The sequence below is a fragment of the Paracoccus haematequi genome (genome assembly GCF_900631945.1).
Classification (GTDB): domain Bacteria; phylum Pseudomonadota; class Alphaproteobacteria; order Rhodobacterales; family Rhodobacteraceae; genus Paracoccus; species Paracoccus haematequi_A.
Genome location: NZ_UZWE01000019.1, coordinates 87,418 through 106,718, shown reverse-complemented (window position 1 = coordinate 106,718; position 19,301 = coordinate 87,418). Strand labels below are relative to the sequence as shown.

General features: G+C 69.3%; 17 protein-coding genes. 3 read left to right on the top strand and 14 right to left on the bottom strand.

Going from position 1 to position 19,301, the window contains the following annotated elements; translation table 11 throughout:
* Position 1 precedes the first annotated feature (1 nt).
* On the bottom strand, positions 2-1,357 hold the full coding sequence (gene hemN / locus PARHAE_RS02930) for an oxygen-independent coproporphyrinogen III oxidase (protein WP_126153104.1): 1,356 nt from the start codon (positions 1,355-1,357) through the stop codon (positions 2-4).
* 35 nt (positions 1,358-1,392) lie between these two features.
* On the opposite strand from hemN, the gene fnrL reads away from it, so the two are divergent.
* Positions 1,393-2,151, top strand: a complete 759-nt coding sequence (gene fnrL, locus PARHAE_RS02925) for a transcriptional regulator FnrL (protein ID WP_277600634.1) — start codon at positions 1,393-1,395, stop codon at positions 2,149-2,151.
* On the opposite strand, the gene PARHAE_RS02920 is transcribed toward fnrL, so the two are convergent.
* From PARHAE_RS02920 to PARHAE_RS21855, 4 genes are read right to left on the bottom strand one after another with little or no spacing between them, the layout of a single operon-like run.
* Complete coding sequence (locus PARHAE_RS02920; RefSeq protein ID WP_126153102.1) at positions 2,148-3,701, bottom strand: ABC transporter ATP-binding protein; 1,554 nt, start codon at positions 3,699-3,701, stop codon at positions 2,148-2,150. The genes fnrL and PARHAE_RS02920 overlap by 4 nt on opposite strands.
* On the bottom strand, positions 3,698-4,510 hold the full coding sequence (locus PARHAE_RS02915; RefSeq protein ID WP_126153101.1) for an ABC transporter permease: 813 nt from the start codon (positions 4,508-4,510) through the stop codon (positions 3,698-3,700). The genes PARHAE_RS02920 and PARHAE_RS02915 overlap by 4 nt, the downstream gene beginning before the upstream one ends.
* A complete protein-coding gene (locus tag PARHAE_RS02910; protein ID WP_126153100.1) occupies positions 4,507-5,448 on the bottom strand; it encodes an ABC transporter permease in 942 nt (313 codons plus the stop codon). Before PARHAE_RS02910 ends, PARHAE_RS02915 begins: the two co-directional genes overlap by 4 nt.
* Positions 5,449-5,490: 42 nt before the next feature.
* Positions 5,491-6,279, bottom strand: coding sequence for an MBL fold metallo-hydrolase (locus PARHAE_RS21855; RefSeq protein WP_126153099.1), 789 nt, complete (start codon positions 6,277-6,279; stop codon positions 5,491-5,493).
* A 100-nt stretch (positions 6,280-6,379) separates the two neighbouring features.
* On the opposite strand from PARHAE_RS21855, the gene PARHAE_RS02900 reads away from it, so the two are divergent.
* Positions 6,380-7,444: a saccharopine dehydrogenase gene (locus PARHAE_RS02900; protein ID WP_126153098.1), complete on the top strand. Its 1,065-nt coding sequence runs from the start codon at positions 6,380-6,382 to the stop codon at positions 7,442-7,444.
* Positions 7,445-7,515: 71 nt separating this feature from the next.
* Entirely contained in the window at positions 7,516-8,715 is a 1,200-nt protein-coding gene (locus PARHAE_RS02895) for a PQQ-dependent sugar dehydrogenase (protein WP_126153097.1), read from the top strand.
* 1 nt (position 8,716) lies between these two features.
* On the opposite strand, the gene PARHAE_RS02890 is transcribed toward PARHAE_RS02895, so the two are convergent.
* The 9 genes from PARHAE_RS02890 to PARHAE_RS02850 all read right to left on the bottom strand — a co-directional run bounded on the left by PARHAE_RS02890 (position 8,717) and on the right by PARHAE_RS02850 (position 19,268).
* Positions 8,717-9,088: a DUF3775 domain-containing protein gene (locus PARHAE_RS02890; RefSeq protein ID WP_126153096.1), complete on the bottom strand. Its 372-nt coding sequence runs from the start codon at positions 9,086-9,088 to the stop codon at positions 8,717-8,719.
* A gap of 63 nt (positions 9,089-9,151) precedes the next feature.
* On the bottom strand, positions 9,152-10,963 hold the full coding sequence (gene mutL / locus PARHAE_RS02885; RefSeq protein ID WP_126153095.1) for a DNA mismatch repair endonuclease MutL: 1,812 nt from the start codon (positions 10,961-10,963) through the stop codon (positions 9,152-9,154).
* 141 nt (positions 10,964-11,104) lie between these two features.
* Positions 11,105-12,439, bottom strand: a complete 1,335-nt coding sequence (locus PARHAE_RS02880; RefSeq protein WP_206436845.1) for a M16 family metallopeptidase — start codon at positions 12,437-12,439, stop codon at positions 11,105-11,107.
* Entirely contained in the window at positions 12,436-13,836 is a 1,401-nt protein-coding gene (locus PARHAE_RS02875; protein ID WP_126153094.1) for a M16 family metallopeptidase, read from the bottom strand. The genes PARHAE_RS02880 and PARHAE_RS02875 overlap by 4 nt, the downstream gene beginning before the upstream one ends.
* 70 nt (positions 13,837-13,906) lie before the next feature.
* The gene (locus PARHAE_RS02870) at positions 13,907-15,121 is read right to left on the bottom strand and encodes a cytochrome P450 (RefSeq protein ID WP_126153093.1); all 1,215 of its coding nucleotides are present in this window, start codon (positions 15,119-15,121) and stop codon (positions 13,907-13,909) included.
* Complete coding sequence (locus tag PARHAE_RS02865; RefSeq protein ID WP_126153092.1) at positions 15,118-15,636, bottom strand: DUF3035 domain-containing protein; 519 nt, start codon at positions 15,634-15,636, stop codon at positions 15,118-15,120. The genes PARHAE_RS02870 and PARHAE_RS02865 overlap by 4 nt, the downstream gene beginning before the upstream one ends.
* A 29-nt stretch (positions 15,637-15,665) precedes the next feature.
* Positions 15,666-16,337 carry a signal peptidase II gene (gene lspA / locus PARHAE_RS02860; protein ID WP_241232646.1) on the bottom strand — a complete coding sequence of 224 codons (672 nt, stop codon included), beginning with the start codon at positions 16,335-16,337 and terminating at the stop codon, positions 15,666-15,668.
* The gene (gene purH, locus PARHAE_RS02855; RefSeq protein ID WP_126153091.1) at positions 16,337-17,926 is read right to left on the bottom strand and encodes a bifunctional phosphoribosylaminoimidazolecarboxamide formyltransferase/IMP cyclohydrolase; all 1,590 of its coding nucleotides are present in this window, start codon (positions 17,924-17,926) and stop codon (positions 16,337-16,339) included. Before purH ends, lspA begins: the two co-directional genes overlap by 1 nt.
* Positions 17,927-18,035: 109 nt before the next feature.
* Positions 18,036-19,268: an RsmB/NOP family class I SAM-dependent RNA methyltransferase gene (locus tag PARHAE_RS02850; RefSeq protein WP_126153120.1), complete on the bottom strand. Its 1,233-nt coding sequence runs from the start codon at positions 19,266-19,268 to the stop codon at positions 18,036-18,038.
* Between the last annotated feature and the right edge of the window lie 33 nt (positions 19,269-19,301).

Sequence of the window (19,301 nt, the reverse complement as noted above, 5' to 3'; positions counted from 1 at the left end):
GTCACACCGCCGATGAATGGCTGGTCGGGGCCGCCATATAGGCGTCCAGCGCATTGGCGACCATGCGCGCCAGCGGGCGCCCCTCGGGCGTGATGCGCAGGCCCCAGGGGCCGATTTTCACCATGCCGCCGAATTGCGCGATCACCGGGTCGAAGATCTGCTGCAACTGTGCGGGCGTCAGGCCGAACCGCGTCGTCATCTCGGCCGAGTCGACCCGGAAATCGCACATCACCTGTTCGATCATGCGGCCGCGCCAATGGTCCTCGGGGGTGAAGGCATGGCCCTTGGTGTAAGGCAGCCGCCCCTCTCGGACATGGCCGGTATAGGCGCCGGTCGCGGGCGCGTTCTGGGCGTAACCCTGCGGAAAGCGGGAAATCGAGGATGCGCCCAGACCCAGCAGAACCTCGGCCCGGTCGTCGGTATAGCCCTGGAAGTTGCGGCGCAACTGGCCCGCCTTCTGCGCCAGGGCCAGCCCGTCGCCGGGGCGCGCGAAATGGTCGATGCCGATTTCGGCATAGCCATCCGCCACGAACAGGTCGCGCGCGGTGTTGAACAGCGACAGCCGATCCTCGTTGCCGGGCAAGGCGTCCTCGGGGATCATCACCTGGCGCTTGGACATCCAGGGCACATGGGCATAGCCGTACAGCGCCACACGGTCGGGCGACAGGGCCAGCAGCTTCTGCACCGTTTCGGAAATGCGGTGCCGGTCCTGGTGCGGCAGGCCGTACAGGATGTCGGCATTCAGGCTGGCGATGCCATGGCCGCGGATCAGGTCCACCGCCTCGCCGGTCAGTTCGAACGACTGCTGGCGGCCGATCGCGTCCTGGATCTTGGGGTCGAAATCCTGCACCCCGATCGAGGCGCGGTTCATCCCCGCCGCCGCCAGCGCCGCCATCCGGGGCGCGTCGATTTCCGACGGGTCGATCTCGACCGAGAATTCGGCCCCCTCGGCCATCGGCACCACGGCGAAGATCGCGTCGGCCACGCGCCGCATCTGGTCGGGCGGCAGCAGGGTGGGGGTGCCCCCGCCCCAATGCAGCCGCGACAGCCGCACGCCGCGCGGCAGGTGGCGGCGCAAAAGGCTCAGTTCCGCCAGAACCGTGTCCACATAGGCGATGACCGGATCCAGCGTCTTGGTGCCCTGTGTGCGGCAGGCGCAGAACCAGCAGAGCCTGCGGCAAAACGGCACATGCAGATACAGCGAAATCGCCGCGCCCTCGGGGATGGAATCCAGCCAGCCCGCGACCATATTGGCGTTTACGCCGTTTTTGAATTGCGTTGCGGGGGGATAGCTCGTGTAGCGCGGAACGCGCGAATCGAACAAGCCCAGCCGCTTCAGTTGCGAAACATTGCTCATATGGGTAGAATTAGATGATAACGCGCGAGATTGCCTTGATCCAGATCAACCAAAAATCCGCCAGTCACGATGGCGGCGAACGCTGTGGCGACTGCCCGATCCGCTATCGCGCCGTCTGCGCCCATTGCGAAACGGACGAGCTGGCGCTGCTGGAAGACATGAAATTCTATCGCAGCTTCGACCCCGGTCAGCCGATCGTCTGGGAGGGTGATCGGATGGAATTCGTCGGATCGGTCGTGACCGGGGTGGCGGCGCTGACCCAGACGCTGGAGGACGGGCGCACGCAGATGGTGGGCCTGCTGCTGCCCAGCGATTTCCTGGGCCGCCCGAAGCGGGAAATCGCCGCCTATAACGCGGTGGCGGCGACCAAGGTCGTGCTGTGCTGCTTCCGCCGCAAGCCGTTCGAGGACATGATGCGCACCACGCCCCATGTCGCGCACCGGCTGCTGGAGATGACGCTGGACGAACTGGACGCGGCGCGCGAATGGATGCTGCTGCTGGGTCGCAAGACGGCGCGGGAAAAGATCGCGTCCTTCATCGCCATCATCGCCCGGCGCGAGGCTGCCTTGCAGAAGCGCGATCCCGGCGGACGGATGCGGATCGAGTTGCCCCTGACCCGAGAGGCGATGGCCGATTACCTGGGCCTGACGCTGGAAACCGTCAGCCGCCAGATCAGCGCGCTGAAGCGCGACGGGGTGATCGAACTGGTGGGCAAGCGCGCCATCAACCTGCCCGACTTCGCCCGCCTGGTCGAGGAATCGGGCGACGATTCCGATGGCGGCTATCTGAGCTAGGACCAGTCCGCCGGGATGCGCGGGATCGCCGCGACCAGGGCCTGCGTCCGGGCGTGGCCGGGGGCGTCGATGACGCGCCGTGTCGGACCTTCCTCGACGATGCGGCCTGCCTCCATCACCAGGATCCGGTCGGTGATGCCGCGCACCACGGACAGGTCGTGGCTGATGAACAGATAGGACAGCCCGTGCGTCTGTTGCAGTTGGGCCAGAAGGTCCAGAACCTGCGCGCGGACGCGGACATCCAGGGCGCTGACCGCCTCGTCCAGGACGATCAGGGCGGGGCGGACGATCAGGGCGCGGGCGATGGCAAGGCGCTGCCGCTGGCCGCCGGAGAATTCGTGGATGAACTTGCGGGCGTCCTGGGGATCCAGCCCCACCTCGGCCAGGGCGGCAGCCACGCGGTCGCGCCAGTCGGGCGGGCGGCCGGTCAGGTGGAACGGCTCGGCCAGCAGGCGCTCCACTCGCCAGCGGGGATCGAAGCTGCCGAAGGGATCCTGGAACACCGCCTGCATCCGTGCCCGCAGGTCACGCGGCATCCGCTGTCCGGCGGCGATGTCCCGGCCCTCCAGCGTGATGCGTCCTTGCTGCAACCGCTCCAACCCCAGGATCGCGCGGGCCAGCGTCGATTTCCCGCATCCCGATTCGCCCACCAGCCCGACGCTTTCGCCGCGCCCGATGGTCAGGCCGATGCGATCCAGGGCGCGCAGGCTGCCGTCCCCCAGGCGATAGTCGCGCACCGCCCCCGTCACCTGCACCAGCGGAACGGCGGCGGGGCGGGGGCTGCGTTCCGGCGCATGGCGGGATGCCGCGAAAAGCTGCCGGGTATAGGGGTGGCTGCGGCGGCGGAACACTGTTCGGGTCGGCCCGCTTTCGACGACCCGGCCCGCCTGCATCACCGCCACCCGGTCGGCCATGCCCGCCACCACGGCCAGATCGTGGGTGATCAGCAGCAGGGCCATGCCCTCGTCCCGGACCAGATCGGTCAGCAGCGACAGGATCCGCGCCTGCGTTGTCACATCCAGGGCGGTCGTCGGTTCGTCCGCGATCAGCAGGCCGGGGCGCAGCGCGATGGCCAGGGCGATGGCGACCCGCTGGCGCTGCCCGCCCGACAACTCGTGCGGATAGAGCGTCAGCGGAAAGCGCGCGGCGGGCAGGCCCACGCGGTCCAATCGCTCTTGCGCCTGCCGCAGCGCCGTGGGGCGGTCGAGGGCCTGGTGGATGCGCAGCACCTCGGCCACCTGGTCGCCGATGGTCATCAGCGGGTTCAGGGCGGTCATCGGTTCCTGGAAGATCATGCCGATGCGGCGGCCCCGGATCCGGCACAGGTCGCGTTCCGGCAGGGTCAGCAGGTTCTGGCCGTCCAGAACCACCCGGCCCGAGGCCCGCGCCCGGCCGGGCAGCAGACCCATGACGGCAAGCGCGGTCATCGACTTGCCGCTGCCGGATTCGCCGACCAGCCCCGTCACCGTTCCCGGCGCAAGATCGAACGAGACACCGGCCACGACCGGACGCCCGCCGATGGAGACCGACAGGTCTTCGGCCGCGATCACCGCAGCACCCGCAGGCGCGGGTCCAAGGCGTCGCGCAAGCCGTCGCCCAGCAGGTTCAGCCCCAGCACCGTCAGCACGATGCAGAGGCCCGGGATGATCGCCACATGCGGGGCCAGGGCGATCATGGTCTGCGCCTCGGCCAGCATCCGGCCCCAGCTTGGCGTCGGCGGCTGCGCGCCGAGGCCGACATAGGACAGCCCGGCCTCGGCCAGGATGCCCAGGCTGAACTGGATCGTCGCCTGCACGATCAGCAGGCTGGCGATGTTGGGCAGGACATGGTGCAGGCTGATCAGCGCGGCACCCTTTCCCGCCACCCGCGCCGCGCGGATATAATCCAGCACCCAGATCGGCAGGGCGGCCCCGCGCGTGACGCGGGCAAAGACCGGGATGTTGAAGATGCCGATGGCGACGATGGCATTCAGCGCCGACGGCCCGGCGACGACCGTGATCAGGATCGCGATCACCAGCGACGGAAAGGCGAAGATCAGGTCGTTGCCGCGCATCACGATCTCATCGACCCAGCCGCCGCGCCGCGCCGCCGCCAGCAGGCCCAGCGGCACGCCCAGCCCCATGCCGATCGCCACCGCGACCAGGGCCACCGCCATCGAGGTTCGCGCCCCCAGCATGACCATCGACAGGATGTCCCGCCCGAAATGATCGGTGCCGAACCAATGCGCCCCCGATGGCGGCTGCAACTTGTCCGCAATCGCCATCTGCGTCACCTCATGGGGCGTCCAGACCACCGACAGGGCGGCCAGGGCCAGCGCCAGCCCGGCCAGCGCACCGCCCAGGACCACCCCCACCCTCATCCGCGGCGCAGCCTGGGATCCACGGCGGCATAGGCCAGGTCGACCAGAAAGGTCACGGCGATCACGGCGGCGACCAGCACCAGCACCGCCGATTGCACCACGATCAGGTCGCGCTGCGTGATCGCCTGGAAGATCATCCGGCCCAGGCCCGGCAGAAAGAAGACATTCTCGATGATGATCGCGCCCGCCAGCAGGAACGAAAACTGCATCCCCAGAATTGTCAGCACCGGGATCAGCGCGTTGCGCAACCCGTGGCGGCGCAGCGCCTGCCCCTCTGTCAGGCCCTTGGCGCGGGCGGTGCGGATATAGTCCTGGCCCATCGTCTCGATCAGGGCAGAGCGCAGAACGCGCGCCAGGATCGCGGCCTGGGGCAGGGCCAGCGCCACGGCGGGCAGGATCAGCGACTTCAGCGCCGCGCCGGGGTCCGACCAGCCGGGAAAGCCTCCGGCAGGCAGCCAGCGCAGCCTGACGGCGAAGACCAGGACCAGAAGCATCGCCAGCCAGAAATTCGGCAGCGCGATCCCCACATGCGTGGCCCCCATCGCCAGCCCGCCGCCCGCGCGCGCCCGGCGCGCCGCCGCGTAAAGCCCGACCGGCAGCGCGATCGCCACCGCAAGGCACAGCGCCAGCACCGCCAGCGGCAGCGACACCTGCAAACGGTCCAGGATCATCCCGCCGATGGGCGTCTTGTAGGTGAAGCTGGTGCCGAAATCGCCGTGCAGCATCGCCCCCAGCCAGCCCGCGTAGCGCAGCGGCAGGGGCTGATCCAACCCCATCTGCTGGCGTAGCGCGGCCAGCGTTTCCGGCTGCGCCCCGGTGCCCAGCATGAAGCTGGCCGGATCGCCCGGCACCAGTTCCACGACCGAAAAGATCAGGGCCGAGGCCACAAGCAGGCTCAGCCCCATCACGGTCGTTTGGCGCAAGACGTATCGCAGCATGGCGGCATTGCTAGCGCGGCCTGCCGGATCGGTAAAGGCGCGTCAGTCCTGGCCGCCCGAATACCAGTTGGCGATCACGACCAGGCTGCCCGCGCCTGACGCCTCGACCAGGCGGGCGAATTCCCGCACGTCGCTGCCCCGGTGGTGATAGGGAAAAACCGTCACCGGCCGGAAATCCGCCACCGCCTCGGCCGCCTGCTGGACGGTCATCGTATAGGGCAGGTTCATCGGCAGGAAGGCGACCTCGATTTCCTCCAGGGCGCGCATCTCGGGCGTGTCCTCGGTGTCGCCGGCGATATAGAACCGCTTGCCGCCGATGGTCAGGACATAGCCGTTGTCGCGGCCCTGCGGATGATACTGCTGGCGATCGGGCGTGGTGTTATAGGCGGGCACGGCCTCGATGGTCAGGCCGATGGCCTGGGCGGCATCGCCATTCGCCATGGCGGTGGCGCGGGACTGCATCTGGGCGGGCAGCATCGCATGGACCGCCGGATTGGCGATGATCGCCACGGCGGGCAGGCCTTGCAGCGTCGGCAGGTCGAAATGGTCGCCATGTTCGTGGGTGATCAGGATCAGCGAAGGTTGCGGCAGTCCGCGATACGGCTCGGCCCCTCCGACCGGATCGACATAGATCACCCCGCCCGGCGTCTCGATCACCATCGAGGCGTGATCGACCGGGTGAAAGACGACCTGCCCGCCCTCGACCGGATACGAGAACGAGGTCGGCACGGCGGTCTGGGCCAAGGCGATGCGGGGCATGACGGTGGCGCTGACGGCGGTGCTGACGGTGGCAAGGCCAAGCATCAGGCTGGCGCGGCGGCTGAGGATCATCGCGGATTCTCCATGATAGGATCGTGGGGACGACAGGGAACACCCTTGCGCCGGACGGGTTCCCCGGCATGGATGGCGGCGGACAGCATAGGAGACGGCGATGACACATCTGTGGGTGCGGGCCGAAAGCCGCCCGAACGAGGATCGGGTGGGCATCACCCCCGAAGGCGTGGCCGACCTGATCGCGCGCGGCTTCACCGTCACGGTCGAGGACAGCCCGCGCCGCGTCCTGCCGACGGATGCCTATGCCCGCGCGGGCGCCGCCATCGCCCCCGAGGGAAGCTGGCCCGCCGCGCCCGACGACGCCATCGTCTTCGGCCTGAAGGAACTGCCTGACGACGGGACGCCGTTGCGCCACCGTCACGTCATGTTCGGCCATGCCTTCAAGGGCCAGCCCGCCGGGCAGGCGCTGCTGCGCCGCTTTGCCGCGGGGGGTGGGAGGCTGTACGACCTGGAATACCTGACGGACGAGGAGGGCCGCCGCCTGGCCGCCTTCGGCTATTGGGCGGGCTATGCCGGGGCGGCGGTCAGCCTGAAGGCCTGGGCGGCCCAGCAGCGCGGCGGCATCTGCGGGCCCATCCGTGCCTATGCCGACAAGGATCTGCTGCTGGACGAATTGCGCGCCCAGCTGGACGCCACGGGCCGCGCCCGCCCGCGCGCTTTGGTGATCGGCGCCAAGGGCCGCGTGGGCACGGGTGCCGCCGACCTGCTGGTGGCGATGGGTGCGCCCGTCACCCGCTGGGACATGGCCGAGACCGCGCATGGCGGCCCCTTCCCCGAGGTGCTGGCCCATGACATCTTCGTCAACGCGATCCTGGCACAGCCGGGCGCGCCGGTCTTCGTACCCGCCACGGCCGCCGCGCCGGGGCGGGCGCTGACCGTGATCGGCGATGTGGCCTGCGACCCGGCCAGCGACTTTTCCCCGATCAAGGTCTATGACCGCACGACCACCTGGGCCCGGCCGGTGCTGCGCGTGGCGGACAGGCCTCCGCTGGATGTCATGGCCATCGACAACCTGCCGTCGATGCTGCCGCGCGAAAGCTCGCTGGATTATGCAGGGCAGTTGCTGCCGGTTTTGGCGCGGCTTGACAGGATCGAGGATGGCCCCTGGGTCCGGGCCGGGGCGCTGTTCCAGGCGCATCGGGACCGCCTGACACAGACGTGAAGGCGCAAGGCGGAACGGCGCCGGTCCAGGCGTGTTCGGCCAGCACCGATCCATCCAGCAAAGAGGCTCCGATGATTCCGTTCCGTCCCGCCATCCGTCTGACCGCAGCCGCCGCCGCGCTGATCGCCGGGACCGCATCCGCGCAGGATTTCAACGCAGCGCCGCCCAACGCCCCCGACCAGCAGCCCGCCTTCGAGAGCCAGACCCGCGCCCCGGTGCTGGCGGACGATGTGGCCCTGGACCAGACCGTGATCGCCGATGGGCTGGATCATCCCTGGGGCCTGGCCGAACTGCCGGATGGAAGCTGGCTGCTGACGGAACGCGCGGGCAATCTGCGGCTGGTGGGCGCTGACGGCGCGCTGTCGGACCCCATCGGCGGCCTGCCTGATATCGACACCCGCGATCAGGGCGGCTTGCTGGACGTGGCCGTGGCCGATGACTTCGCCCGGACCCGCCGTGTCTGGATCAGCTTCGCCCAGCCGCGCGAAGGCGGCAAGACCGCCACCGCCGTCGCCACCGGCACCCTGTCGGCCGACGGCGCCACGCTGGAGGATACCAAGGTCATCTGGCAGCAGCAGCCCGCCTGGGATTCGACCAAGCATTACGGCTCGGTCCTGGTTTTCGACGGGGATGGCGGGCTGTTCGTCACCACCGGCGAACGCTCGGTCATCGATGCCCGGCCGTTGTCGCAGAACGCCACCACCACGCTGGGCAAGATCGTCCGCATCGACCCTCGGACCGGCGCGCCGATGGGCGATCCGGGCGTCGAGGGCGCGCTGCCCGAGATCTGGTCCTGGGGCCACCGCAATGTCCAAGGCGCCGCGATCGGCCCCGATGGCGCCCTGTGGACCATCGAGCACGGTCCCAAGGGCGGGGACGAGCTGAACCGCCCGCAGGCGGGGCGCAACTATGGCTGGCCCGTCGCCACCTATGGCATCGAATATGCGGGCGGCCCCATTGGTGAAGGCAATACCCAGGTCGAGGGCACCGAACAGCCGCTCTATTACTGGGATCCGGTGATCGCGCCGGGTCAGATGACGTTTTATGACGGCGATCTGTTCCCCGATTGGCGAGGCGACCTGCTGATCGGCGGGTTGCAGGCGGGCGCGCTTGTGCGGCTGGAACTGGACGGCGACCGCGTGACCGGCGAGGCGCGCCACCTGCAAGGCATCGGCCGCGTCCGCGAGGTCGAGGTGGCCCGCGACGGCGCGATCATGCTGCTGACGGACGAGGACGACGGGAAGCTGATCCGGGTCGCGCCCGCGCAGTAAGTCAGACGGACGGGTTCAGATCGTCCTCGGCATCCTCGGGCGAGATGCCGAGGGCTTCCAGCCCCGCCTCCAGCAGGTCCGCCAGGCGCGGTTCGCCCATCAGGTAATCCTCGGTCGGGGTGGTGCGTTCGATCCGGGCGGTCTGGATGGCTTCTTCCAGTTCCTCCGGCTCGAAGCTTTCGCGTCCGATCCACATGACGGCCACCAGCGACGCCTGTTCATCTTCGTTCAGGGTGGCGATGAAGTCGCGCAACTCGCTCTGCACCCCGTGCTGCGGCCGGCTGCCGGAATGCGCCCAGGGATTGACGCCGCTGTCATATTCGCGCGCGCGGATGATGATATGGGCGATCTTGTCGGGGCTGATTTGCAGCATGGCATGGCTCCTTGACTGGCGATGACTGTCGCGCCCTTTGACGCGCGGGTCAATCGGCTGTGGTCATCCGCTGCGGCCGAACAGCCGCTCGATATCCGACAGCCGCAGCTTGACCCAGGTCGGGCGGCCGTGGTTGCATTGGCCGGATTTGGGCGTGCGCTCCATGTCCCGCAGCAGGGCGTTCATTTCCTCGGCCGTCATGCGGCGGCCCGACCGGACCGATCCATGGCAGGCCATGCTGGACAGGACCGCGTCGATCCGCCCGCGCAGGCGGTCAGACGCGCCCTGGTCGGCCAGATCGTCCAGGATGTCGCGGATCAGCGCGGCGGTATCCAGCCTGGCCAGCATGGCGGGCGTTTCCCGCACGGCGACAGCGCCGCCGCCGAAGGGTTCGATCACCAGGCCCAATGCGGCCAGATCCTCCGCGATGGCCAGGATCCGCGCGGCGTCCGCGGGCGGCAGATCGACGATCTCGGGGATCAGCAGGGCCTGCCGGGCGATGCCGCCGGCCGCCTGAGCCTTCAGCCGTTCATAGACCAGCCGCTCATGCGCCGCGTGCTGATCGACGATGACCAGACCATCCTCGGTCTGGGCGATGATATAGTTTTCATGGATCTGCGCCCGCGCGGCGCCCAGCGGGGCATCGATGGGCACGGTCGGCGGTTCCTCGGCGCGGGCCGAAGGCGCCTCGGCAAAGCCTGGCGCAAGGTCGGTCACGGGGGCCTGCAAGTCCAGGCTGGCGCGGATCGCCGGGGCCGAGGGGCGGTAATCCATCTGATAGGCGCGCGGCGCCGCAGGTTCGACGGCAAAGGCCGCCAGCGTGGCGTCGCCCACCGTCGACGACGCCCGATGGCCCGCCCCCGCCAGCCCGTGCCGCAGCGCGCTGACCACCAGGCCGCGCGCGGCCTGCGGGTCGCGGAACCGGACCTCGGCCTTGGCGGGATGGACGTTCACATCGACAAGCTGCGGGTCGCAGGACAGATACAGCACAGCCGCCGGATGCCGGCCCGAGGCCAGCACGTCCATGTAACCCGCCCGCAAGGCCCCGCTCAGCAGCTTGTCGCGCACCGGGCGGCCGTTGACATAGACATGCTGCGCCACCGCCGCGCCGCGCGAATAGGTGGGAAGGGCGGCGAATCCTGTCAGGGACAGCCCGTCGCGTTCGGCATCCAGGGCGATCGCGTTGTCGATGAAGTCGCGGCCCATGACGCGCGACAGCCGGGCATGGAAGGCGTCGAACAGATCGCCCTGTTCGACATCGGCCCGGAAGACTTCTTTCCCATCGGCGGTCAAGCTGAAGCCGACATGCGGCTCGGCCATGGCCAGGCGGCGGACGCATTCGGCCACCGCCATGGTCTCGGCCCGGTCGCCGCGCAGGAATTTCAGCCGCGCCGGCGTGGCGAAGAACAGATCGCGCAGTTCCACGACCGTGCCGGGGTTGGCGGCGGCCGGGCGCGGCGGCGTCACCTTGCCGCCGCTGACCGCGATCACGGCGCCGTCGCCGCCCCGCGCGCGCGAGGTGATGGCCAGCCGCCCCACGGCGCCCAGCGAGGGCAGCGCCTCGCCCCGGAAGCCGAAGCTGCGGATCGCCAGCAGGTCGCTGCCGTCGATCTTGCTGGTGGCATGGCGCGCCAAGGCCAGCGGTAGATCCTCGGGCAGCATCCCGCAACCGTCGTCGCAGACCCGGATCAGCCGCTTGCCGCCGTCCTCGATGGCGATGTCGATGCGCGTGGCCCCGGCATCCAGCGCGTTCTCCACCAGTTCCTTGACGGCCGAGGCCGGACGCTCCACCACCTCGCCCGCCGCGATGCGGTTGGCGGTGGCCTCGTCCAGCTGCCGGATGACGGGGCGGATATGGGGGGCATGGCTGTTCATGCCCCCAAATCTAGCAGGGGCGGGATAGGGTGGGAAGCGATTCCATGGGGAACTGGACAGGCAGGAGGCGCGCTTTTTCACCTTTGTCCAAATATCCCGCGGGGGTCCGGGGGCGCGAAGCCCCCGGTGCAACAGCCAAGGTCAGTTCACCGCCTCGGCCGGTTCGGCTTGGTCCGTCGCGGCGATCCCTTCGGGGCGCCCCACCAGCACGAAGCGCAGCCCGTCCGCGTCCAGCAGCCGCCCAGCCACGCGCTTCACGTCCTCGGCCGTCACCGCCTCGACCTTGGCGTTGCGGGTGTTCACATAGTCGATGGGAAAGCCGATCAGCTGCATCCCGGCCAGGATGGTTGCGATCTTGCCGTTGCCGTCGAAGCGCAGCGGATATTCGCCGGTCAGATAGGTCTTGGCGTCGTTCAGTTCCTTGTCGGTCACGCCTTCGGCCAGCCGGTCCCATTCCTGCCGGATCAGATCGACCGCCTGTCCGGTGGTGGCGTTCGACCCCGCCATGCCGCCCTGCCAGGTCTGGCCATAAAGGCCCGTCGCCAGCGCGGTTCCGACGCCATAGGTCAGGCCGCGCTTTTCGCGGATCTCTTCCATCAGACGGGAGCTGAAGCCGCCGCCGCCCAGAATGTGATTGGCGACATAGGCCGCGAAATAATCGGGATCGTCGATGGGCAGGCCCGGCCCGGCGAAGCTGACCACGGTCTGCGGGCTGTCCCAGTCGATCACCGTGACGCCGCCGGTCAACTGCAACTGCGCGGGTTCCGGCAGCGGCGCGGTGCCCTGTTCCGGCAGGCCCCCCAGCACCGTGTCCAGCAGCAGGCCCAATTCCTCGGGGCTGATGTCGCCCGCCGCGCCCACCACCACGCGGTCGCGGGCCAGCACGCGGTTCTTGGCCGCGACCAGATCCTGCCGGGTCAGCCCGGCCACCGACTCCGCCGTGCCGTTGATCGAAGTCGCATAAGGATGCTCACCCCAGGCCTGGCGGGCCATTTCCTTGGCGGCGATGGATTGCGGATCGGTCGCCTCGGACCGGATGATGGATTGCACCTGCGCGCGGACGCGTTCCACCGCGGCATCGTCGAAACGCGGCCGGGTCAGCGCCTCGGCCAGCAGGGCGGCGGCTTCGTCGCGGTTTTCCGTCAGCGCGCGCATCCCGACCGACAGCGCGTCGTCGCTGACATCAAAGGAAAACCGCGCGCCCAGACCCTCGACCGCCTGGGCGAAGGCCACGGCATCGCGGCTGCCCGCGCCTTCCTCCAGCGTGGCGGTCATCAGGTTGATGGCGCCGCGCTTGTCGGGCGCGTCCAGGCTGGCGCCGCCCTTGAAGTCGAGTTCGACGGCGACAAAGGGGATGCTGTCGTCCTGGACCAGCCAGGCCTTGATCCCACCGGGCGAGGTGACTTCCTGAATGTCGATGGCGTGGGCGGGAATCGCCAGGACGGCGACGAACAAGGCGATGGCGGCGCGGATCATTCTTGCACCTCGGGCTTGGGGGTGGCGGCGGTCGGGGCGGGGGCGTCCCCGGCCTCTGGCGGCGGCAGCAGCCAGCCGGTCACGGTGGCCTCGCTGCCCAGCACCTGCCGGGCGGCGTCCATCACGTCCTGGGCCGTGACGGCGGCCAGGATGTCGGGCCAGTCGTTCACGTCCTGGACCGTCAGCCCGGTCGCCAGCCCTTGGCCATAGTCATAGGCGCGGCCATGCGCGGAATCGAGCGCATAGACCCGCGCGGCCTCGATCTGGGTCTTCACCCGGTCCAGATCGGCCGGGTCCGGGCCTTTTTCCAGGAAGGCCGCCAGAACCCGGTCCAGTTCGGCCTCGGCCTTCTCGGGGGGCACGCCGTCGGCCGGAACCAGAGAGATGCCGAAGCTGGTCGGATCGACCGAAAACCCGTCATAACCCGCATTCACCCACAGCGCCTTGCCCTTCATCGCCAGTTCGCGCCCCAGGACCGAGGTCTGGGCCGACCCGCCCAGCAGTTCCGCCAGCACCGTCAGCGCGGCGGCGTCCTTCTGGTCGCCGGGATTGCGTTCGGGGGCCAGATAGCTGCGCGTCATCACCGGCTGCGGCACGCGGGGATCGGTCATCTCCATCCGCCGGGGCGAACGCTGGGTCGGTTCCTGCGGGCGGATGCGGGGTTCGGCCTCGCCCTTGGCGGGGATCGGGCCATAGTATTTTTCCGCAAGCTCCCGGGCCGTTTCGGGCGTCACGTCGCCCGCCAGGATCAGCACCGCCTCGTTCGGGGAATAATGGTCGTCATACCAGGCCAGCGCGTCGTCGCGGGTCAGCCCCTCCATCTCGGCGCGCCAGCCGATCACCGGGCGGCCATAGGGATGGTTATAGAACAGCGTCGCGTTGCGTTCCTCGGCGAACAGCGAACCGGGGTCGCTGTCCACCCGCTGCGCCCGTTCCTCCAGCACGACCTGGCGTTCGGCCTGCCAGTCGTCCTCGCCGATGCGCAGGTTGGCCATGCGGTCGGCCTCCATCTGCATCACCAGGGGCAGGCGGTCGGCGGCGATGCGCTGGAAATAGGCGGTGTAGTCATAGCTGGTGAAGGCGTTGTCCATGCCGCCATTGGCGGTGACGGTCTTGGAGAGTTCGCCCGGCTCCAGCGTGTCGGTGCCCTTGAACATCAGGTGTTCCAGGTAATGCGCGATCCCGGACTTGCCGGGCTGTTCGTCGGCGGACCCGATCCTGTACCAGACCATCTGCACCACAACCGGGGCGCGGTGATCCTCGATCACCACGGTTTCCAGGCCGTTGGGCAGGGTGAAATGGGTGATGCCGTTGGTTTCGGGGGCGGGCCTGTCCGCAAGGGCGGGCAGGGCGCTGACGGTCAGGGCCAGCAGGGCAGGCAGCGTCGGTCGCAGCATGGGGGCGGAACCTCCTTGGTCTCGCGCGGAAATCTGACCAAAGGCGGCCGGGCGCGCAACCGGCAACACGCTAATGTGTCGTGACAGAGACAGGCAGCGACAGGGGGCCATGCGCCTGTAGGCCGGTCTTCCAGACGGCGGTCCCGGCAGGTACGATCCGCTTGGCGCGGGCCAGAAGGCGCGCGAACAGGATCTCCATGTTCAGCCGCGCCAGGGTGTTGCCAAGGCAGACATGCGGCCCCGCCCCGAAGGCCAGGTGCAGGTTGGGCCTGCGCGCGACATCGAAACGGTCGGGGTCCGGGAAGGCGCCGGGATCGCGGTTGGCGCTGGCGTAAAGCAGCCCGACAGCCGTCCCCTTGGGCCAGTCCTGCCCGCAGATCGACAGATCCTCGGCCGCATAGCGGTGGAAGAAGATCAGCGGTGGGGCAAAGCGGAACATCTCCTGCACCGCCGTCGGCATCAGGCCGGGATCGTCGCGCAGCCGGGCCATCTGGTCGGGATGGACCAGCAGCGCGTGCAGGCCGCTGCCCATCGCGTCGATGGTCGATCCGTGTCCGGCATGGAGGATCTGCATGACGGTCGCGATCAGCTCGTCATGGGTCAGCAGGCCCGCATCCTCGGCCCCGATCATCGCGGTCATCAGGTCGTCGCGGGGGCGGGCCTTGCGGTCCGCATGAAGATCTTGCAGGGCGTCGTGGAACAGGACCACCGCCCGTTCGGCCTGCCCCTTGCGGTCTGCCGTGCGGCGGCTCATGTCGAAATAGCTGACGGTGTCCTCGGACCATTGCGTCATCTGCGGGGCAAGCGCGGGGTCGGCGCCGATCAGATGGCCGATGACCTGCCCCGGCAGATCGGCGGCCAGATCGGCGATGAAGTCAAAGCGGCCCTGCGGAATCAGCCGGTCCAGCGCGGCATCGACCCAGCGGGTGACGAAGGGGCGCAGACTGTCCAGCCGGGTCTTGGTGAAGAAGGGAAACACCGCGCGGCGCAGCCGGTCATGGTCCGGCCCGTCCAGTTCCAGCATCGAGGTCTGCACGAAGCGTTCGTGGAACGGCATGTCGTGGAAATTCTGGGCCACCTGCCTGCGGCGGCGTTCGGCAGGGCCGAAGATCGCGGTGCCGCGCACCATCCGCCGGTCCGAGGCGATGGCGCGCACATCGTCAGCGCGGGATGCCAGGCGGAAGCCTTGCCACAGCGGCAGGCCCGGCATGGCCCGCAGCCGGGCATAGGCAGGCCAGGGGTTTTCACCGAAGCCGGGATGGGCGGGGTCGAAGCCCGCCGTCATTCCTCGGCGGGCGGGGGCGAGGTCTGGGTGATGGCGCCCGCGCGCTGCCAGCGTTGCTGTTCGGTCCGCGAATCAAGCGCCATGGGGCGATAGGCGCGCTGATAGACGGTGGTGCCGAACAGCGCCTCCAGCGGGCGCCGCTTGTTGCGCGACCGCCAATCGGCGTCGGATTGGGCCAGTTTCTCGCGGATGGCGGGGTCGGTGCCGCGCCGGTTGGCATGGGCGATCAGCGCGCCGTCGGCGGCGGCGATGCCCTGGTCGGCCAGCCGCGCGGGGTTGCCGCCAAGCGCGGCCACCGCATCGGCGTTCGGATTGGGGTCGGTGATGTTGGCCCCGCCCGGCGTCGGCGCGGGCAGCAGCGCCAGGTCGGGCGGCATGGACAGGGGCCGGGTCGGCAGGATCGCGAATTCGTCCGGGCTGTTCTGGCCGGTCTCGATATTCATCAACTGGTTGCTGCCGCAGGCCGACAGCCCGATCACGGCCGCGACGGCGATGCCCCTGACGAAAGCCTGCATGTTCTGCCCCTTCATTCGTTCCGCCCGTTCTAGCCGGATTTGCCCGTGCCGTCACGGGTCTTGTCGCGCGCGCCGTCACCGCCTTTGGCGCGCGGCTGGCGGGCGGGTTTGGGCGGTTCCTTCTTCTGCGGCACCAGCACCAGCCCGATGGCCCCGGCGAAGATCGCGATGTCGGCCACGTTGAAGCTGTAGGGGTTCTGCCAGCCCGGCAGCGACATGTTCAGGAAATCCGCCACCGCGCCGTAAAGCAGCCGGTCGATGACATTGCCCAGGGCGCCGCCGATCAGCAGCCCCGCCGCGACACGGGCAAAGCGCCCGGCATCGGCGCGCCAGATCCAGACCCAGACCCAGGCGACGATGGCCAGGGCCACCGCGATCAGGATCCATTTCGTGACATCGGTATCCGACGCCATCAGCCCGAAATTCACCCCCTGGTTCCAGGCCATGCGCAAGTTCAGCCAGGGCGGCAGCACGTCGATTTCCCGCAGCCGGTCCAGTTGCAGGACATGGACGACCCAGTATTTCAGCACCTGATCGACCACGAAAATCGTCGTCGCGATCCAGATCACCAGCCGCATGTCGGTGCGGACCGGGCCCTTGGGCTTTTTCGGCGTGCGCGGACGCCGGGGCTTGGGCGCGGATTGGGGCGCCGGTTGGGACGCTGCGGGGGGCGTCGGTTCCAGGGGCAGTTCCTGCTGCATCAGTGCCGGAAATGCCGCTGGCCGGTAAAGACCATCGCCAGCCCCAGGCGGTTGGCCGCCGCGATCACCTCGTCGTCGCGCATCGATCCGCCGGGCTGGATCACCGCCTTGGCGCCGGCTTCCGCCAGGGCCTCGATCCCGTCGGCAAAGGGGAAGAACGCGTCCGAGGCCACCACCGCGCCGATCGTCAGCGGTTGAGCAAGGCCCAGGGCCTCGGCCATGTCCTCGGACTTGCGGCGGCCGATGCGGGTGCTGTCCACGCGGCTCATCTGGCCCGCGCCGATACCGACGGTGGCAAGGTCGCGCGCATAGACGATGGCGTTCGATTTCACATGCTTGGCGACGGTCCAGGCGAACAGCATGTCACCCAGTTCGCTGTCCGAAGGCTGGCGGTCGCTGACCACCTTCAAGTCCGAAAGGGCCACATGGCCGTTGTCGCGGCCTTGGACCAGGAAGCCGCCCGCGACCTGCCGGAAGGCAAGCCCCGCCGCCTGCGGATCGGGCAGCCCGCCGGTGGTCAACAGACGCAGATTCTTCTTGGCGGCGAAGATGCGCTTCGCGTCCTCATCCGCATCGGGGGCGATCACCACCTCGGTGAAGATCTTCGCGATCTCCTCGGCGGTCGCCCCGTCCAGCGTCTGGTTCAGCGCGATGATCCCGCCGAAGGCCGAGGTCCGGTCGCAGTCGAAGGCGCGCTTATAGGCCTCCACCGCCGTCTCGCCCCGCGCCACGCCGCAGGGGTTGGCATGCTTGATGATCGCGCAGGCCGGGCCTTGGGCGGGATCGAATTCCGCCACCAGTTCAAAGGCCGCGTCGGTGTCGTTGATGTTGTTGTAGGACAGTTCCTTGCCCTGCCACTGCCGCGCCGTGGCGACGCCGGGGCGGTCGTCGCCGGTGACATAGAAGGCGGCCGACTGGTGCGGGTTCTCGCCATAGCGCAAGGGCTGGGCCAGCGTGCCCGCAAAGGCGCGGCGGCGGGGCGTTTCATCCCCGATGGCGGCGGCCAGCCAGGTGCTGACGGCGGCGTCATAGGCGGCGGTGCGGGCATAGGCGATCTGCGCCTGCCGCTGACGGAAGGCCAGGGTGGTGCGGTCGTCGTTGGCGTCCAGTTCCGCCAGCAGCGCGTCGTAATCCTGCACGTCAACGATCACGGTGACGAAGGCGTGGTTCTTGGCCGCCGCCCGGATCATCGCCGGGCCGCCGATGTCGATGTTCTCGATGCAGTCGTCATGGCCCCCGCCCTTGGCGACGGTTTCCTCGAACGGATAGAGGTTCACCACCAGCAGGTCGATCGGACCGATGCCATGGGCCTCCATCGCCGCCAGGTGTTCGGGGTTGTCGCGCAGCGCCAGCAGCCCGCCATGCACCGCCGGATGCAGCGTCTTGACGCGGCCGTCCATCATTTCCGGGAAACCCGTCACATCGGCCACGTCCACCACGGTCAGCCCGGCCTCGCGCAGCGTCTTGGCGCTGCCGCCGGTGGACAGGATCTCGATCCCGCGCGCGTCCAGCTTGCGGGCGAAGTCGATCAGCCCGGTCTTGTCGGAAACGGAAATCAACGCGCGTCGGATCGGCACGGGATGGGACATGGTGGCCTCGCATCTGGATTCGGCGCCCAACTATCCCCCCCGCCGCCCGAGGTCCAGCACTCCAGTCACGGAAACGGGGATTTCTTCTTTGCCCAAATACCCATTTCCCTCATCCCGCCTTGCGCAGCCGCGCCATGAAGAAGCCGTCCATGCCGCCGCGATCCGGCCAGTAGTCGGGCCGGGTGCGCAACCCGCCTTCGGGCGTGATCCAGTCCGCCGGAACGCCGGGCAGGGCGGGCGTGTCCACCCTCAGCCCCGGATGGCGCGACAGGGCAGCGGCGACCTGCGCCTCGCCTTCATCCGGCAGCAGCGAGCAGACGGCATAGACCATCCGCGCGCCCGGCGGGATCAGCGACAGGGCATGGTCGATCAGCCGGGCTTGCAGGTCGATCAGCGCAGGGATCCCGGAACCGTCGCGCAGGAAGGGCAGGTCGGGATGGCGGCGGATGGTGCCGGTGGCCGAACAGGGCGCGTCCAGCAGGATCGCGTCCAGGGGACTGTCGGCCCGCCATTCGAGCGCGTCGGCCGCGATCAGATCGGCGGTCAGGGCGCAGCGTTTCAGGTTTTCGGCCACGCGCCGCAGCCGGGCGGGACTGATGTCCACCGCCGTGACCTGCGCCCCTGCGGCGGCCAGTTGCAGGGTCTTGCCGCCCGGCGCGGCGCAAAGATCGGCGATTCGTTCGCCGGGACGCGGATCCAGCAGCCGCGCGGGCAGGGCGGCGGCGGCGTCCTGAACCCACCAGTCGCCCTCGGCATAGCCGGGCAGGGCGCTGACCTGTGCCGGGCCGTGGAGGCGCAGGGATCCGGTCGGCAGGGGTTCCGCGCCTTCGACGGCGACGCCGGGTTTGGTCGTCAGATCCAGCGGCGCCCCCGCCTGATGCGCGGCCTCGATGGCAAGGGCGGCGTCCTCGCCATAGGCGGCGGCGACGGGATCGCGCAGCCACGCGGGCATGGGCTGCGGCGGCAGGTCCGCCCAGCCCGGATGGGCCGACACCTTGCGCAGAACCGCGTTGACCATGCCCGACGCGGCCTGGCCCTTTTGCCCCAGGCCGCGCGTCAGGGTCACGGCGGCATCGACCACGCCATGCGCGGCGCCGTCCAGGTCCAGCATCTCGACCACGGCAAGGCGCAGGATGTCGGCGACCTGCGGGCTGGGCTTGCGCCCGACATAGGCCGCGATCACCCCATCCGCGCGGGACTGGTGGCGCAGCACCGCCGCCGCAAGGCGCGCGGCGCGGGCCTGGTCCGCCGGCGGCAGCGCCTTCAGGGCGCCCGCCTGATCCGACAGCGACAGCCCCTCGCGCACGCCCGCCAGCAGGCGCAATGCCCCCGAACGCGCCATATCCACGCCACGCTTTGCCAAATCGCTTTCCTT